We start from the raw sequence: 15457 nt of genomic DNA, 5'->3' as shown, positions 1-15457 counted from the left end.
AGGGAGCGTTCAAACCCTCCGACGTTCGAACTGGGACATGGCCATTCCCTCGTTCGTGATCGGGATCGCGGGGGGGACGGGCGCCGGGAAGACGACGGTCTCCCGGCTCGTCACCCGCGACCTCGGCGACAGCGTCACCCGGATCCCGCTGGACAACTACTACGAGGACCTCTCGCACCTCGAGTTCGAGGAGCGCAAGGAGGTCAACTACGACCACCCCTCGGCGTTCGAGTGGGAACTCCTCAGGGAGCACCTCGAAGCCCTCCTGGAGGGCCAGTCCGTCGAGATGCCGCAGTACGACTTCGAGATTCACAATCGGAAAGACGAGCGGATCACTGTCGAACCCACCGACGTCATCGTGCTGGAGGGCATCCTGGCGCTGTACGACGAGGACATAAACGACATGATGGACCTGCGGCTCTTCGTCGAGACCGACGCCGACGTGCGGATCCTGCGCCGGATCCGCCGGGACGTGATCGACCGCGGCCGCGACCTGGAGGGCGTCATCGACCAGTACCTCTCGACGGTGAAGCCCATGCACGAGCAGTTCATCGAGCCCTCGAAGAAACACGCCGACGTGATCATCCCCGAGGGCGCCAACAGCGTCGCCGTGAACCTCTTAGAGGAGAAACTGCGCGCCGAGGTCGAGGGCGACGCGGTCAGGAGTTGGGAGCGCGGCAGCCTCGAATCGGAGCTGGGCGAGAAGCGCTCGCTCGACATGGACGGCGACGATTAATTAGTTCGAAACGGTGGGTCTCTGGGCGTGGACGCCGGAGCGACGGTATCTGTCGCCGAAGCCCGTTCGTTTGCTTATAAACCGCTGCTCGTAGATCGACGCTGAACACTTCCAAAGCCCCAGCCGCGAGGACGCCGTACGCTCGCTGCGGTCCTCGTCGCTCGTGTTGCTCGCTCCTGCGGTCCTTACGTCGCCTACGGCGTCCTCGCGGCTGCCCCTTTGAGTCCCGTCCCGCGACCGCACCTCACGCCTCCCCAGCCTCGCCGCTCGCTCTCTCCGGTCGCTCGCGGCGTCCCTCGCGCGTGCTCCTCGCGGCCGCCTCTGGCGGCCACTCGGAGGCACGCGCCATCGCACTATCATTTACAAGCGATCGTCGTAGCCGCTCACATGCATTTAACCGTCGTATCTCGACCGTTCCGGCTCATCGCCGCCGGCTCGCCACCCGCTCCTCGGCGGTCTCGGCGCTGACGAGCTCGTACAGCGTCGCGCGGCCGCCGTCCTCCTTCGGGCGGAGCACGCGGCCGAGCCGCTGGGTGAACTCGCGCTCGCTGCCCGAGCCGGAGAGCAGGACCGCGACGTTGGCGTCGGGCACGTCGACCCCCTCGTCTAAGACGTTCGCGGCGACGACGCGCCCGTAGGTGCCGTCCCGGAAGCGTTCGAGGATCTCGCGGCGCTCCTTCGCGCCCGTCTCGGCGGTGATCGCGGGGAGCAGGAAGCGCTCGGAGAGCCGGTAGACGAGGTCGGTGTGGGCCGTGAACACGATCACGCGGTCGTCGCGGTGGCGGTCGAGGATCTCGGCGAGCCGCTCGACCTTGCGGTCGGCGTTCATCATGACCTCGCGGGCGTCCTGCTTCGCGAGGAGCGCCTCGCGGGCCGCCGGGTCGTTTCCCGAGCGCTTGACCAGCTCCTGGTAGTCGCTCCCGCTCGAAAACGTGATCCCCGCGTCGCGGACGTACTCGACGAAGGTGCCCTGTTTCTCGTCGTAGCGCTCGCGCTCCGCCTCGGTGAGCTCCACCTCGATCCGCCGGATGTCGTAGGGGGCGAGGTGGTCGCCCGCGAGGTCGTCGACGTCGAGCGCGTAGACGCGGTCGCCGACCAGCTCCGCGACCGCCTCGTGGGCGCCGTCCGGGCGCTCGAAGGTGGCCGTGAGCCCGAGTCGCGCGGGCGCGGCGAGGAGGCGCGCGGCGTCCCGGTACCCCTCGCCGCCGAGGTGGTGGACCTCGTCGAAGACGACGAACTCGAAGGCGTCGCCGACGCCGTCCGCCTTCAGGTACGCGGAGTCGTACGTCGACACCGTGATCGCCTCCCGGCGCTGCTCGCCGCCGCCGAAGCGGCCGATCGGGGCGTCGAACTCGCGCTCCAACTCTCGTTGCCACTGGTCGAGCAGGTCGACCGTGGGGACGACCACGAGCGTCGGAACGCCGAGTTCGACCATCGCGCGGATCGCGATCACGGTCTTGCCGGCCCCGGTCGGCAGCTCGAGGACGCCGCGGTCGCCGGCGTCCCGCCACGCGTCCAACGCCTCGCGCTGGTACTCGCGGAGGTCGTAGTCGGTGGCGAGCGCGTCCGGGAGCCCGGCCTCGCTCGCGGCGCGCGCGCTCGCGTCGAGGACCCGGTCGTCGACTGCGACGCCGGCCACCCGGAGCGCCCGCCGGAGTTCGGCGTAGCGGTGGGCGGGCGCCCGGCCGGTCCCGGTTCGGGGGTCCGTCTCGACCCCGGGCAGCGGCGGCAGCGCGTCGGGCGCGAGGTCGCCGTCCGCGTCGACCCGGATCGTGCCGTCCTCGTAGGTCAACCGGACGTCCATCGTCCCGAGTTCCCGTCCGACTTACAAAGGCCCACCGCCTCGGTCCGCCATGCGCGCGGACGAACTCGACCCCGACCTCGCCGCGGCGATCGCCGAGATCGAGTCGCTGGGCCTGCCCGCGTGGAGCCATCTCTCGGTCGATGCCGCCCGCCGCCTCGAAGACGACCTGTTCTCGGGACCGCCCGAACCGCCGGTGGCCGACGTCCGCGACCTCGCGTTCGACGGCCCGCACGGCGAGGTGCCGGTCCGGGTGTACCGCCCGGCGGGGGCGCCCGATCCGATGGGCGCAGGGGGCGACCCGCCGGCCCGCGCCCTCGTCCACTTCCACGGCGGCGGCTGGACGCTTGGGACGCTCGATTCGGTCGACGGGATCTGCCGCGAGCTCGCGGTCCGCGCCGACGCGGTCGTCGTCTCCGTCGACTACCGGCTCGCGCCAGAGCACCCGTTCCCCATCGCGGTCGACGAGGCGACCGCGGCGCTGGAGTGGGTCACCGAGACGGCGGACGCGCTGGGCGTCGATCCCGACCGGACCGGCGTCTCGGGCACCAGCGCCGGCGGCGCGCTCGCGGTCGCGGCGTCGCTCCGCGCGCGGGACGTCGGAGACGCGCCGACGCCCGCCGGGCAGTTCCTGCTGTACCCGATCGCCGGCCGCGACTTCGAGACGGACTCGTACCGGGAGAACGCGGACGGCCCGCTGCTCACGCGCGAGGACATGCGGTGGTTCTACGAGCAGTACCTGCGGAGCCCGATCGACGCCGCGAACCCGTACGCGGTCCCGCTGGAGGCGGCGGACTTGGGGGACCTCGCGCCCGCGACGGTCGTCACCGCCGGGTTCGACCCCCTGCGCGACGACGGCGTCGCGCTCGCGGACCGGTTCGAGCGCGAGGGAACGCTGGTCGAGCACCGTCACTACCCGGCGATGGCGCACGGGTTCTGTAGCCTCGCGGACAGGGTGGCCACCGCGGAGACCGCCCTGTCCGCGGTCGCGAGCGACGCGCGATCCCGGCTGTGATCGGTCGCCCGAAGCGTCGTCCGCCGACGGGTCCCGTCGGACGGCGGCGAGCGGAAACCGCGGCGCGAGGTCAAAGCATAACTCTCGCGAGGCCGTGTCCGTGAGTATGGAACGAGTCTCTATCGACGAGGTCGAGCCGAGCGCCCTCGGAAGCGACGTGGACCGCCGGGGGCTGTCGGAGCCGCTCGGGGCGACCGACGTGGCGCTCAACCGCTACCGCCTCGATCCTGGGGAGCGGTTCTCCGGCGGGCTTCACGCTCACATGGACCAGGAAGAGATCTTCGTCGTCGTCGAGGGGGAGGCGACGTTCGAGACGATGGACGGGGACGTGAGCGTCGGCGCGGGCGAGGCGGTCCGGTTCGCGCCCGGCGAGTTCCAGTCGGGCAAGAACGACGGCGACGAGCCGGTCGTCGCGTTCGCACTGGGCGCGCCCCGCGACAGCGAGGACGTGCGGATCCCGCAGGAGTGTCCGGAGTGCGGACACGAGAACATGCGGGCCGCTCCGAGCGACGACGGGTTCGATCTCCGGTGTCCGGAGTGCGGCGCCGAACTGGAGGGCTGACGCCGTCGAGGCGGGCGCGGGAGACGGGGGAAAACGGAGTCGGAGCGGCGTCGGGACTCAGGCGTCGACGGTCGTCTTCACGATGCTCACGGGCGCGGTCGACTGCCGGGAGACGCGCTCGGTGACGGAGCCGAGCATCCGGCGGTAGTCGCCGGAGCGCGTCTTCGACCCCATCACCGTGAGGTCGACGTCCTCCTCGTCGGCGTAGCGGAGGATCTCCTCGTGCGGGACGCCGTAGCGGAGGGCGGTGACCGCCTCCACGTCGGCGTCGCGGGCGAGCGAGGCCACCGCGTCAAGCGACTCGCGGCCGGTCTCTTCGAGCGTCTCCTCGGCGCCCTCGGCGCCGTCGACGAACTCGTCGCCGGAGTAGGCGTTCACCACGCCGCTGTCGACGACGTAGAGGACGTGGAGCGTCGCGTCGTAGCGGTCGGCGGCGTCGATCGCGTGGTCGATCGCGCGGTCGACGCCGACGCTGCCGTCGGTCGGGAGGAGCACGTTGTCGTACATACGCGGCGGTTCGTCGAGCGACCGAATAAATCGGTCGCCGTTTCCCGAACGGTTAACACGCTGTGTGCCCCCCGGAGTTCCATGACCGAGGCCGCGGACCGGATCTTCGTGAACGGGGAGGTACACACGCTTGCGGACCCGGATTCGGGCGGCGACGCGGTGTGCGAGGCCGTCGCCGTGCGCGACGGCGAGATCGTCCGGACCGGGCGGACGCACGACGTGGAACTGCTCGCCGGCGTCGACACGGACGTGGTCGACCTCGACGGGCGCGTCATCCTCCCCGGGTTCGTCGACGCGCACACCCACCTGACCACCGTTGGCCGCTACCTCCTCCACGCCGACCTCTCGGCGGCCGACTCCCCGGACGGGGCCGTCGACCTGCTGGCCGAGCGCGCGGCGGAAGTGGAACGCGAAGCGAGCGAGGTGGAGGACCCCGAAAGCGACGACTGGGTCCTCGGCTACGGTTACGACGAGTCGACGTGGGACGACTCGCGCTACCTGACCCGCGCGGACCTCGACCGCGTCTCGACCGAGCGCCCGGTGGCGGCGTTCCGCGAGGACATGCACGTCGCGGCGGTCAACGGCGTCGCGCTCGACCGCTTCGCCGACGCGCTCGCCGACGCTCCCGACGAGACGGTGCCCACGGACGACGACGGCGATCCGACCGGCGTCCTGCTCGAAGCCGCCATCGACCCGATCTACCGAGCGGTCGAGCCCGGCCCGGCCGAGACGCGCGCGGTCGTCGAGGCCGCGCTCGACGGCTGCGCCGCCCGCGGTATCACGGGCTTCCACGACATGGTCCGCGACTCGCACGCGCCCCGGGTCTACCGCGACCTCGACGAGTCCGGGTCGCTCACCGCCCGCGTCCGGATCAACTACTGGAGCGACCACCTCGACGCGGTCCGGGAGGTCGGCCTCGCGACGAACGCCGGGAGCGATATGGTACGGACCGGAGCGATCAAGTCGTACACGGACGGGAGCTTCGGCGGCCGGACCGCGCGCCTCTCCGAGCCGTACGCGGACGCGCCAGACGAGACCGGGCAGTGGGTCGTCGATCCCGACGAGCTGGACGAGGCCGTCGCAACCGCGACCGAGGCGGGCCTCCAGTTCACCGCCCACGCGATCGGAGACGAGGCCGTCGACGCCGTCTTGGACGCATACGAGCACGCCTCCCGGACCGACGCCGGGGAAGCCCGTCACCGCGTCGAACACGCCGAACTGGCCGACGACGACGCGATCGAGTGGCTCGCGGAGACCGGCGTCGTCGCGAGCGTCCAGCCGAACTTCCTGAAGTGGGCGCAACCCGGCGGTCTCTACGAGGAGCGACTGGGATCCGAGCGCACCGCCGAGACGAACCGCTACCGGGACATGCTCGACGCGGGGGTCCGGCTCGCGTTCGGCTCGGACGGGATGCCGATGGACCCGCTGTTCGGGGTTCACCACGCGGTCAACGCCCCGGCCGAATCTCAGCGCCTCACCGTCACCGAGGCGCTGCGGGCGTACACCCGCGGCGCCGCGTACGCCGGCTTCGACGAGGACCGGCTCGGGACGATCGAGGTGGGGAAGCGGGCCGACCTCGTCGCGCTTGACGCGTCGCCGTGGGAGCGCGACGACGCGATCGACGATATCGACGTGGCGCTGACCGTCGTCGACGGCGACATCGTGTTCGACGGTCGGTGAATCGGCGGCCGAGGCGCGACCCTGCCGGAACGCCGAGAAAGCCGCAATCGCTGCCAGAAAACAGCAGTTATTAATCATGTAGTTCTAATCTGGGAGCATGACAGAGATAGCCGTCGAGTACGCCGCGGGAAATCGTCTCCGCTCCGAGGCCGAGACCGCCCGACGACTCATCGACGCGTACCTCGGTGACCGGCCCGACGTCGACCGCGTCACCCTCTCGCCCTCCGGCGAGTCCGTCTTCTGCGTCAGCGTCGAGGGCGACCGCATCTGGTGTACCGACACCCGCGAGTGGATCGACTCGATGGAGGCGGTGACCGCCGCGCGGCGCCGCCTCTCCGAACTCTCGTAACTCGCCTCGAGAACCCGGTTACTCGGTCGTTGCGGCCGCGTGCGAGTACGCGAACTCCCGCAGGAGCTTCGCGGCCAGCGCCGCCGCCTGCCCGTCGTCCCGGTCGTTCACCTCGACCGCGTCGAACCCGTCGGCGCGCGGCGCGACCGCGCGGACGAGGTCACGGACGGTCCGCGGCGCTACCCCGAACGGTTCCATCGTCCCCGTACCGGGAGCGTAAGCGGGGTCGAGCCCGTCGATGTCGACGGAGCAGTAGACCGTCTCCCCGGCGAACGCGTCGCCGTCGAGACCGTCGACCCACTCGCGGGCGTCTTCCGGCGCGACGACCTCCACGTCGGCGTCGGCCGCCCGGTCCCACTCGGCCTCGGACCCGGTCCGCGCGCCGACGATAACGGCGCGGTCGACGCCGAGGTCGTCGAGACACCGGCGCGTGACGCAGGCGTGGTTCAGCGGGTTCCCGTCGTATGCGTCCCGGAGGTCGAGGTGCGCGTCGCAGATGACGAGCGCGTCGGGGTCGACGGCCTCGACCCCCGCGTGCGTGACCGTGTGTTCGCCGCCGACGAGGAGCGGGACCGACTCGTCGTAGACGACGCTCCGCAGTTCGGCGGCGAGGTGGTCGAGGTACGCCGGCACGTCGTCCCACGGGCGCACGTCGCCCGCATCGTTGACGCCCAGCGCGGAGAAGCGACTGTCGGTGCGGCGGTCGTAGTCGTCGTACGTCTCGGCGAATCGCCGGACTCGGTCCGGTCCGAACCGGGTGCCCGGCTGAAACGTGGTCGTGGCGTCGAGCGGAGCGCCGACGACCACGTAGGAAGCAGCTTCGCGGTCGGTCGTCGCCCCGGGGAACATCGCCGATTACCCGATGATCTTCCGTTGGCCCTCGTAGTCGAGGTACTCGATGTTGTCGTCCGAGGAGAAGTCCTCGCCCTCGGGGATGCGCATCGTGAACGTGTCGTAGGTGTCTAAGTCCATCACCTGAACCTCGTCGCCGCTGACGTTGACGACCTGTCCCTGCTTGCGCTGAATGATCGGGACCCACACCTTCGCGTCGACGGGCTGCGAGAGCGAGCGCTTCTTGTCGTCGAAGACGCCCTTCCCTTCGACGCGGGCCTTCGCGCTGCCGTGTTTACCGGGTTTGGCGGTGCTGTAGTGGTTGATCTTACAGGGCGCGTCGTCCATCATCACGTAGCTGCCCTCCTGGAGTTCGCGAACCTGCTTCTGCTCTCGCGGCATGTCCGCCAATTCCCCCGGCGCGGGTATAAACGGTTTGGAATGCCGCCGCTACCCGGCCCGAGACGGCGTCCAACCGCCCCGACGGCCTGCGGCGTGGTCGTGTACGTCCTCCGCTCGTCGGACGACCGAGTCGATCGCGTCGCCGACGCCCTCGGCGACGACCTCTCCGGCAACGCCGGCGCGCCGATACGCGATGACGCCGACGTTCCGGCGGCCGCGTGCCTCCACGAGGTCGCGACGCACGCGGACGGCGACCTCGGCGTTCCCCCGGTCGACTGGGGCGACGCGGTGACTCCGCGAGCGGCGGCGGGTCCTCCGGGGCGGCGGGCGCCGCCGCGGCGACGTAGCGACCATGACGGCGGCGACGTGGCAGCCGCGACGACCGCGGCGACCGAACTCGTCCCGAAAGCGAGCCTACGGGTCGAGCTCGTCCACGTACTCCTCCGGCTCCTCGTCGTCGTCGACGTTCCCGTCCGGCGGGACGAGTTGGCCCGTGTACAGGTAGCTGACGACGAACATGACGATGAAGCCGACGCCGACGGCCGCGGTCGTCCGCACGACGAACGGGATGTCGTTATAATAGAAGTACCGGTCCGAGACCGCCATGGAGACGAACGCCACCAACAAGATCTTCTGCTCGTCGGTGGGGTTGCGGACGAAGCCGACTACGTCGTTTTTGAGGTCGCCGAACACGCCCATCAGGCGTCACCCCCGTTCGTCGCGGCCGAGTCGACCGTCGGCGCGTGCTCCTCGATCACGCCGCTCACCCGATCGAGGCCCTCTGTCAACTCCTCGGTCGGGAGTCCGAACCCGATCCGGAATCGGTCCGGGAAGCCGAACAGATGCCCCGGTGCGAGGACGACGCTCGCCTCCTCGACGACCGTCCGGCAGAACGCCTCCGCGTCCGCGAAGCCGTCGGGGACCGTCACGAACGCGTTGACCCCGACCGGGTCGAGCCAGTCGAGGCCGTGGTCGTCGACCCACGCCGCGACCGTCTCGCGGTGGGCGGCGGCCAGTTCGCGGTTCTCCGTCAGGATCTCCTCCTCGGATCGCCCCAGCGCCTGCTTAGCGACGTGCTGGCCGAACAGGCTCGGCGAGATGGTCGTGTAGTCCTTCCAGCGCCACGCGCGCTCGACGACCGGCTCGGGACCGGCGATCCAGCCGAACCGGAGGCCAGCGAGCCCGTACGCCTTCGTGAGGCTGGTCGTGGAGATGCCGTGCGCGCCGTAGCTCGCGACCGGCGGCTGCGGGTCCTCCGCGAGCAGGCGGTACACCTCGTCGCAGAGCAGGTATGCGTCGCGCTCGACCGCGACGTCGTACACCGCCCGCATCGCGGCCTCGTCGTGGTACTGCCCGGTCGGGTTGTTCGGGTTGTTCACGACGATCACGGCCGTGTCGTCGCGGGCCGCGTCGGCGACGGCCTCCGGGTCTAACTCCCACTCGGGCGGCTCCAGTTCGACGCGGGTCACGTCGCCGAACGCGTCCGGGACGGCGTGGAGCGCCTGGTACGTCGGCGTGACGACGACCGCGTGCGTGCCGGAGCCGACGCCCGACGCGTCGGGGTCCAAGGCGCCGCCCGCCCCGTCGACGGGGGCGTCGTCGCCGAGCAGCGAGAGGAACGTCAGGAAGTTCGCCTCCTGGGTGCCGCAGGTGAACAGCACCTCGTCGGCGGATCGGTCGTAGCGGTCGCCGACGGACGCCCGGAACTCCGGGTCGCCGTTCGTCGGGATGACGTAGCCGAGCTCCCCCGGATCGAGGTCGAACCGGCTCGCGTCGAGCGACCGGATGCCGCTTTCGGCCAGCATGATGTCGGCCTCGTGTTCGTACTCCGCGAACCAGCGTTCGAGGCCGAACGGGTCGATGCGCATACCCCTCTTCGGGCGGGCGCGAGGTTAGGTGCTGTGGTTGGCGACGTCGTCGCGGACCGCTCCGGCGGCCGCCCGCGAATCGGGGGCACTGCGGGCCGCCATCGCAACGCATTTCGCCGGGGATTGCGACACGACGGCATGGTTCTCAACCGGCAGCGGCTGTTGGGCGTGCTGTTCGTCGCCATGGCGGCGCTCACGGCGGTCGCGCTGGCGGAGGTGCTGCGGACCGTCGTGTTCGCGGTCACCGTCGCGTACGTCCTGTATCCGCTCCGGCAGCGGCTCGTCGGCCGCGGCCTCTCGCGCCGGATCGCGTGCGTGGTCTCGACCGGCGTCGCGTTCGTCGGCGCGACCCTCCTCGTGGCGCCGCTGCTGTACACGCTGTACCGGCGGCGGTCGGAGCTGATAGCCCTCCTCGAAGGGGTCCCCGACCTCGTCCCGATCACCGTCGGCGGGTTCCAGACGGTGGTCGAGATCGCGCCGTACGTCGCGGCCGCGGAGACGTGGATCCGCGGGGTCGCGATCGCGGTCGCGGGCGCGGCGCCGGTCCTCGTCTTGGAGGTCGTCGTGTTCACCTTCCTCGTGTACGGCATCCTCTACCGGCCGCGGGCGGTCGAGGCGGCCGTCTTCGGCGTCGTCCCGCCCGAGTACCACGACATCCCCACACGGCTCCACGAGCGGACGCGGCAGACCCTCTACTCGATATACGTCCTCCAGGCCGCGACCGCCGCCGCGACGTTCGTTCTCGCGGTCGCGGTGTTCCGGACGCTGGGCTACGGCTCTCCCGTCCTGCTCGCGGTCATCGCCGGCGTCCTCCAGTTCATTCCCGTCGTCGGTCCGAGCATCCTCATCGTCGCGCTCGGCGCCCTGGACTTCCTCGTCGGCGCGACCGGGCGGGCGGCCGCCGTGCTGGTACTCGGCCTCGTCGTCGTCGCCTTCGTGCCGGACGCGGTGATCCGCACTCGGCTCGCCGGCTGGACCGGGAAGATATCGCCCGGTCTCTACTTCGTCGGATTCGTCGGCGGCATCCTCACCCTCGGGGCCGTCGGCGTCATCGTCGGTCCCCTCGCCGTGTCGCTGCTGCTCGAAGCGATCGACATGCTCTCCGAGCACGTCGACCCGACGGACTCGGTCGGTGGCGACGCGGGCTCGACGCAGTGACCGGCGACGCGGGCCCGACGCAGTGACCGCCGACGCAGGGCACCACCGGCACGGCTTTCCATGGCCCGACCCTCTGTCCGACACCTGATGTCCTCGACGGATCCCCCAACCGCGGTCGGCGCCGCGCCGACCCTCACGGCGCGGCGTCTCGACGGACTCGCCGATCGCGTCTTCAGCTCGCCGGACGGAAGCGGCGACGACGGCGACGGCGCGATCGACGTCTCCGCCCCGGCGACCGACGAGCGGATCGGGCGCGTGCCGGCCTGCGACGCCGACGACGTGTCCGCCGCGGTCGAACGCGCCCGCGACGCGCAGACGGCGTGGGCCGAGGTGTCGGCGACCGAGCGCGCCCGTATCGTCGACCGGTTCGGCGACCTCGTCGCGGACCGCCGCGAGGAGCTGCTCGACGTGCTCCAGCTGGAGACCGGGAAGTCCCGGCGCACCGCGGTCGAGGAGCTGTTCGACGTGCCGACCGGCTGCTCGTACGTCGCGAGCGAGGCTCCGGGCGCGCTCGCCGAGGAGCGTCGCCGTGGGGTCGCGCCCGGCGTCGCGACCGCGACGGTCACCCGCGAACCGGTCGGCGTCGTCGGCGTCATCTCGCCGTGGAATTACCCGCTGACGCTGTCGATGGCCGACGCGATCCCCGCGCTCGCCGCGGGCAACGCGGTCGTGCTCAAGCCGGACGAGAAGACGCCGTACGGGGCGCTGCTCCTCGCGGAGCTGCTGGAAGTCGCCGGGCTCCCCGACGGCCTCTTTCAGGTCGTCACCGGCGAGGGGCCTCAGGTCGGGCCGCCGCTGATCGACGCGGTCGACTACGTCGCGTTCACCGGTAGCACCGCGACCGGCCGGACCATCGCGGAGCGCGCGGGCCGGAACCTGATCGGCTGTTCGCTGGAGCTCGGCGGCAACAACCCGCTCGTCGTGCTCGGGGACGCCGACGTCGACGAGGCCGCCCGCGGCGCGGTCCAGGCCTGCTTCTCGAACGCCGGGCAGCTCTGTCTCTCCGCGGAGCGGATCTACGTCGTTGAGTCCGCCTGCGACGAGTTCCTCGACGCGTTCGTCCGCGAGACGGAGGCGCTCACGCTCGGGACGGGGTACGACTACGACGCCGACCTCGGCTCGCTCGTCGACGCCGACCAGTTGGCCCGCGTCGAGTCGCACGTCGAGGACGCCCGCGAGCGCGGGGCGACGGTCGAGGCCGGGGGCCGAGCGCGGACGGATGTCGCGCCGTACTGCTACGAGCCGACCGTCCTCACCGGGGTCGAGCCGGACGCCGCGGTCGCCTGCGAGGAGACGTTCGGTCCGGTCGCCGCGGTGACGGCGGTTCCGGACGCGGACGCGGCGGTCGCCGCCGCGAACGACTCCCCGTACGGCCTCAACGCGAGCGTCTGGACCGGGGACCGCGAGCGAGGCGCCGAACTCGCCCGCGAGATCGACTGCGGGACCGTGAACGTCAACGACGCGTTCCTCGCGACCTGGGGCGCGGTCGACGCACCGATGGGCGGGTTCGGCGACTCCGGCCTCGGTCGCCGACACGGGCCCGAGGGGATCCGACGGTACACGGAGACGCGGACCGTCGGCGTCTCGCGGGTCGGCCCGCTGACGTTCCCAGACCGGATCCCGACCGACTGGTTCGTCCGGGGCGCGTTCGCCGCGACCCGGCTCGGCCGACGGATGCGTCGCGGCGTCGACGAGGTCCGTCGTCGCCTGTCGCGCCGCTGACTGGACATGTGGAATCGACGGCGCGCGATCGACGACGGCGAAAAGCGGGGTTACTCTGCGTCGTCGATCAGGTCGCCGAACACCGACGCCGCGGTGTCTGGCACGTCGAAGTCGTGGTAGTGCTCGCCCTTCTCGTTCGAGAGGATGTTGAGCGCGGCGGCGGCGCCGTCGCCGGCGGAGATGACCGCCTGCCACTCCTCGGCACGGGCCATTGCGCCGGTCGCGTAGGCGCCCTCGACGCTGGTCTCCATCGACACGCCGACGCTGACGGTGTCGTCGTCGTCGAACTCGCAGCCGAGCGCCTCCGCGAGGTCGCGGTTCGCCCCCGTCGCGAGGACGACGTAGTCGGCCTCGTACTCGCCGTCCTCGGTCGTCACGGTGAACCCGCCGCCTCCGTCCTCGACGCCGGTGACCTCCTCGCCCTGGCAGCGGTCGACGCCGAAGTCGTCGGCCTGCTGGCGGGCGGTCGCCATGAACTCGCTGCCGCCGACCGAGCCCACGCCGAGGTAGTTGAACAGGTGCGCCTTGTGCATCCACGTCTCGTCCGTGTCGAAGAGGACGGTGTCGAGGCCGTTCTTGCTCGCGAACAGCCCGGCGCTCAGTCCGGCCGGTCCACCGCCGACGATTGCGACATCTGTCATGGTCGCTACAACGCAGTCCCGAACATAAGGCTTGGCGGAAGCGGGGATCGGTCACGGCGGACCTCGCGGCGACCCCCGTCGCCGCGGCCGACACCTCACTCCGCGAAGTCAGAGAGGGACCCGGTCCCGTCGCCCGCGCCACCCCCCTCGTCGCCCGTGTCCGGCTCGGCATCGCTCCGGTGCGTCTCGCCGTCGCCCGTGTCCGGCTCGGTGTCGCCGGAGGCCGATCCGCCCCACGGGTCGTCTGGATCGACCGGTGCGACGGCGCGGGCGAGCTCCGCCTCGTCGTACTCGATCTCCTCGTCGAGCACCATCGCGAGCCGCTGCCACCGCGCGCTCTGTTCGTCTTCGCCCTCCGGGCCGACGCGCGCGCCGTGCGTCTTGAAGAACCGGGTGCCGCGCCCGCGCTTGGATCCCTCGCCGGTGTGCCCGTCGAAGACCGCGCCGAACTCCCCGTCCGGTTCGAGGTCACCGACGGGGAAGTCGTGCGCCGGCTCCTCCCCGCGGGCGCGCGCCTGGGCCCGGAGATCGGCGACCGCGCCGAAGTAGGCGTCCGCGTTCGACGCCTCGCGTGTCGAGCGAGCGCGGGCGGCCGCGAGCGCGGCGTGGATCGCGCAGAGCCGACCCTTCCACGCGTCGGGCTCCCAGCGCTCCGTCGCGAGTTCTTCGTAGCGCTCGATCGTGAGCGCGACCTCGTCGCCCGCGCGCAGGTCCTCGACGACGTAGAGGTTGAGTCGGTCCCAGAGGTTCCAGGCGTACCCGGAGCGCGCCAGCTCCCACGCCGCCCACGCCGCGATCTCCTCGTCGGAGCGCCGGACCGCCTTCTGGAGCAGGCTGGAGACGACGTACCGGCTGTACCCGCCGTCGGTCTCGTTCGGCTCTTTCTCCTCGCCGAAGTCGTTCTTTCCCGTCGCGTCCGGCGTCCGATCGGTTTCGGGGCTCCCGTCGGACCCGAACGTCGCCTGTCTGTCGTCGCCGTCGGCCATGTCCCCGCTCCCGCCGCGAGAGACTTAACAGCCCCGCGGCGAGCGTGGGTCGCGAGCGGGGTTCGAGTCCGGCGATCCACCCCGCGGTACGGCGGATCACACCTGCTCTGAAAGGGAACTCTTAAGTCGAATCCGGCGGCTATGTTTCGGTAACCGCCCTTAGCTCAGCCTGGTAGAGCAGTCGACTGTAGATCGACTTGTCCCCCGTTCAATTCGGGGAGGGCGGACTGTCTTTTCATTCGATCTGTAACGGACTGCGTATCGACTTGTCCCCCGTCCCCGCGAGCACCGCGAGCGGGGAACAGCGAGACGACCGCAGGGAGTCTCGCGCGTTTCAATTCGGGGAGGGCGGACTGAATTTCTGACTCGTGAGCGACAGCGAGCGGGTGAGGCTTTTCTTTTTCAGCGAGAGAGTTGGTTAGTAGTAGCACGCGAGTAAGCTGAACGACTTTCCTGCCTATTTATACTGAAACCAGCGCAACACGGGATCGATGCGCGTTCGACCGAGGCTGGTCGCGGTCATCGGAGTCGTCGCGGTCGTCGCACTGTCCGGCTGCGCCGGGGGTCCGGGCCCCGCCACCGACGGGGATTCACCGACCGGCGGCCTCAACTCGCCGCCGACCGATCCGGCGGGAGTCGACCCCGGCGACCCGGACGACACGACCTGGACCGGCACCGTCGTGCGCGTCGTCGACGGCGACACGGTGGAGGTCGAGTTCCCGAACGGCGAGGTCGACACCGTCAGGCTCCTCGGCGTCGACACGCCCGAGACGAGCGCCGACGTGACTTCGCCGGGTGAGTTCGAGGGGATCCCCAACACCGACGCCGGCCGCGCGCACCTCCGAGCGTGGGGCGGTGAGGCGGCCGCATTCGCCGAGTCCGAACTCGCCGGCGAGGAGGTCACGGTCGTCGCCGGCGGGGACCGACGCGGCGGCTACGGGCGGCTGTTGGCGGTGCTGTACGTCGACGGTGGAGATTTCAACGAGCGCCTGCTGACCGAGGGGTACGCGCGGCTGTACGACACCGAGTTCGCGCTACGCGACGCGTACGCGGCGGCCGAAGCCGACGCGAGGGAACGCGGGGTCGGACTCTGGGCGTTCGACGAGTCCGACTCCCCCGCCGATGCGGGCGCGGTCGACGCCCCTGTGCCGGCGTAACACACTTAAGAGCGCGCTCGGTACGATGTCGTAGTGGCATCC

At 71.0% G+C, this 15457-nt stretch carries 17 protein-coding genes and 1 tRNA gene; 9 read left to right on the top strand and 9 right to left on the bottom strand.

Features of this window, described 5'->3' with window-relative positions:
• Positions 1–37: 37 nt before the first annotated feature.
• Positions 38–736 carry a uridine kinase gene (gene udk, locus B9G49_RS08005; protein WP_086216020.1) on the top strand — a complete coding sequence of 233 codons (699 nt, stop codon included), beginning with the start codon at positions 38–40 and terminating at the stop codon, positions 734–736.
• 421 nt (positions 737–1157) lie between these two features.
• On the opposite strand, the gene B9G49_RS08000 is transcribed toward udk, so the two are convergent.
• Positions 1158–2540 carry a DEAD/DEAH box helicase family protein gene (locus B9G49_RS08000; protein ID WP_049932507.1) on the bottom strand — a complete coding sequence of 461 codons (1383 nt, stop codon included), beginning with the start codon at positions 2538–2540 and terminating at the stop codon, positions 1158–1160.
• 49 nt (positions 2541–2589) lie between these two features.
• Here B9G49_RS08000 and B9G49_RS07995 point away from each other — a divergent pair, with 49 nt between their 5' ends.
• Positions 2590–3552 carry an alpha/beta hydrolase gene (locus B9G49_RS07995; RefSeq protein ID WP_086216019.1) on the top strand — a complete coding sequence of 321 codons (963 nt, stop codon included), beginning with the start codon at positions 2590–2592 and terminating at the stop codon, positions 3550–3552.
• Positions 3553–3658: 106 nt separating this feature from the next.
• A complete protein-coding gene (locus B9G49_RS07990; RefSeq protein WP_086216018.1) occupies positions 3659–4114 on the top strand; it encodes a cupin domain-containing protein in 456 nt (151 codons plus the stop codon).
• 57 nt (positions 4115–4171) lie between these two features.
• Here B9G49_RS07990 and B9G49_RS07985 read toward each other — a convergent pair whose 3' ends face one another.
• On the bottom strand, positions 4172–4621 hold the full coding sequence (locus B9G49_RS07985; protein WP_086216017.1) for a universal stress protein: 450 nt from the start codon (positions 4619–4621) through the stop codon (positions 4172–4174).
• 81 nt (positions 4622–4702) lie between these two features.
• On the opposite strand from B9G49_RS07985, the gene B9G49_RS07980 reads away from it, so the two are divergent.
• Positions 4703–6301 carry an amidohydrolase gene (locus B9G49_RS07980; protein WP_086216016.1) on the top strand — a complete coding sequence of 533 codons (1599 nt, stop codon included), beginning with the start codon at positions 4703–4705 and terminating at the stop codon, positions 6299–6301.
• A gap of 97 nt (positions 6302–6398) precedes the next feature.
• Entirely contained in the window at positions 6399–6650 is a 252-nt protein-coding gene (locus tag B9G49_RS07975; protein ID WP_049932517.1) for a hypothetical protein, read from the top strand.
• 18 nt (positions 6651–6668) lie between these two features.
• Here the strand turns inward: B9G49_RS07975 and speB are convergent, their stop codons facing one another.
• From speB to B9G49_RS07950, 5 genes are all read right to left on the bottom strand, one after another.
• Complete coding sequence (speB, locus tag B9G49_RS07970) at positions 6669–7499, bottom strand: agmatinase (RefSeq protein WP_049932519.1); 831 nt, start codon at positions 7497–7499, stop codon at positions 6669–6671.
• A gap of 6 nt (positions 7500–7505) precedes the next feature.
• Complete coding sequence (locus B9G49_RS07965; RefSeq protein WP_049932521.1) at positions 7506–7883, bottom strand: translation initiation factor IF-5A; 378 nt, start codon at positions 7881–7883, stop codon at positions 7506–7508.
• Positions 7884–7931: 48 nt separating this feature from the next.
• Complete coding sequence (locus tag B9G49_RS16200; RefSeq protein WP_094495395.1) at positions 7932–8126, bottom strand: hypothetical protein; 195 nt, start codon at positions 8124–8126, stop codon at positions 7932–7934.
• Positions 8127–8297: 171 nt separating this feature from the next.
• Positions 8298–8582 carry a hypothetical protein gene (locus B9G49_RS07955; RefSeq protein ID WP_049932525.1) on the bottom strand — a complete coding sequence of 95 codons (285 nt, stop codon included), beginning with the start codon at positions 8580–8582 and terminating at the stop codon, positions 8298–8300.
• On the bottom strand, positions 8582–9751 hold the full coding sequence (locus tag B9G49_RS07950; RefSeq protein WP_086216014.1) for an aminotransferase class I/II-fold pyridoxal phosphate-dependent enzyme: 1170 nt from the start codon (positions 9749–9751) through the stop codon (positions 8582–8584). The genes B9G49_RS07955 and B9G49_RS07950 overlap by 1 nt, the downstream gene beginning before the upstream one ends.
• A gap of 138 nt (positions 9752–9889) precedes the next feature.
• Between B9G49_RS07950 and B9G49_RS07945 the strand changes: the two genes are divergently transcribed.
• Positions 9890–10909: an AI-2E family transporter gene (locus B9G49_RS07945; RefSeq protein ID WP_086216013.1), complete on the top strand. Its 1020-nt coding sequence runs from the start codon at positions 9890–9892 to the stop codon at positions 10907–10909.
• A gap of 87 nt (positions 10910–10996) precedes the next feature.
• Positions 10997–12631: a succinic semialdehyde dehydrogenase gene (locus B9G49_RS07940; RefSeq protein WP_086216012.1), complete on the top strand. Its 1635-nt coding sequence runs from the start codon at positions 10997–10999 to the stop codon at positions 12629–12631.
• 50 nt (positions 12632–12681) lie between these two features.
• Here the strand turns inward: B9G49_RS07940 and B9G49_RS07935 are convergent, their stop codons facing one another.
• Together B9G49_RS07935 and B9G49_RS07930 are read right to left on the bottom strand one after the other, a co-directional pair.
• Complete coding sequence (locus tag B9G49_RS07935) at positions 12682–13272, bottom strand: NAD(P)/FAD-dependent oxidoreductase (protein ID WP_086216011.1); 591 nt, start codon at positions 13270–13272, stop codon at positions 12682–12684.
• Positions 13273–13367: 95 nt separating this feature from the next.
• A complete protein-coding gene (locus B9G49_RS07930; protein ID WP_086216010.1) occupies positions 13368–14258 on the bottom strand; it encodes a hypothetical protein in 891 nt (296 codons plus the stop codon).
• 153 nt (positions 14259–14411) lie between these two features.
• Here B9G49_RS07930 and B9G49_RS07925 point away from each other — a divergent pair.
• A tRNA-Tyr gene (locus tag B9G49_RS07925) sits at positions 14412–14485 on the top strand.
• Between the two features lie 264 nt (positions 14486–14749).
• Positions 14750–15415 carry a thermonuclease family protein gene (locus tag B9G49_RS07920; protein ID WP_086216009.1) on the top strand — a complete coding sequence of 222 codons (666 nt, stop codon included), beginning with the start codon at positions 14750–14752 and terminating at the stop codon, positions 15413–15415.
• The last annotated feature ends 42 nt before the right edge of the window (positions 15416–15457 follow it).

The organism is Halorubrum sp. SD683 (assembly GCF_002135045.1).
Lineage (GTDB): Archaea > Halobacteriota > Halobacteria > Halobacteriales > Haloferacaceae > Halorubrum > Halorubrum ezzemoulense.
This window is presented reverse-complemented; position numbering and strand designations above follow the sequence as displayed.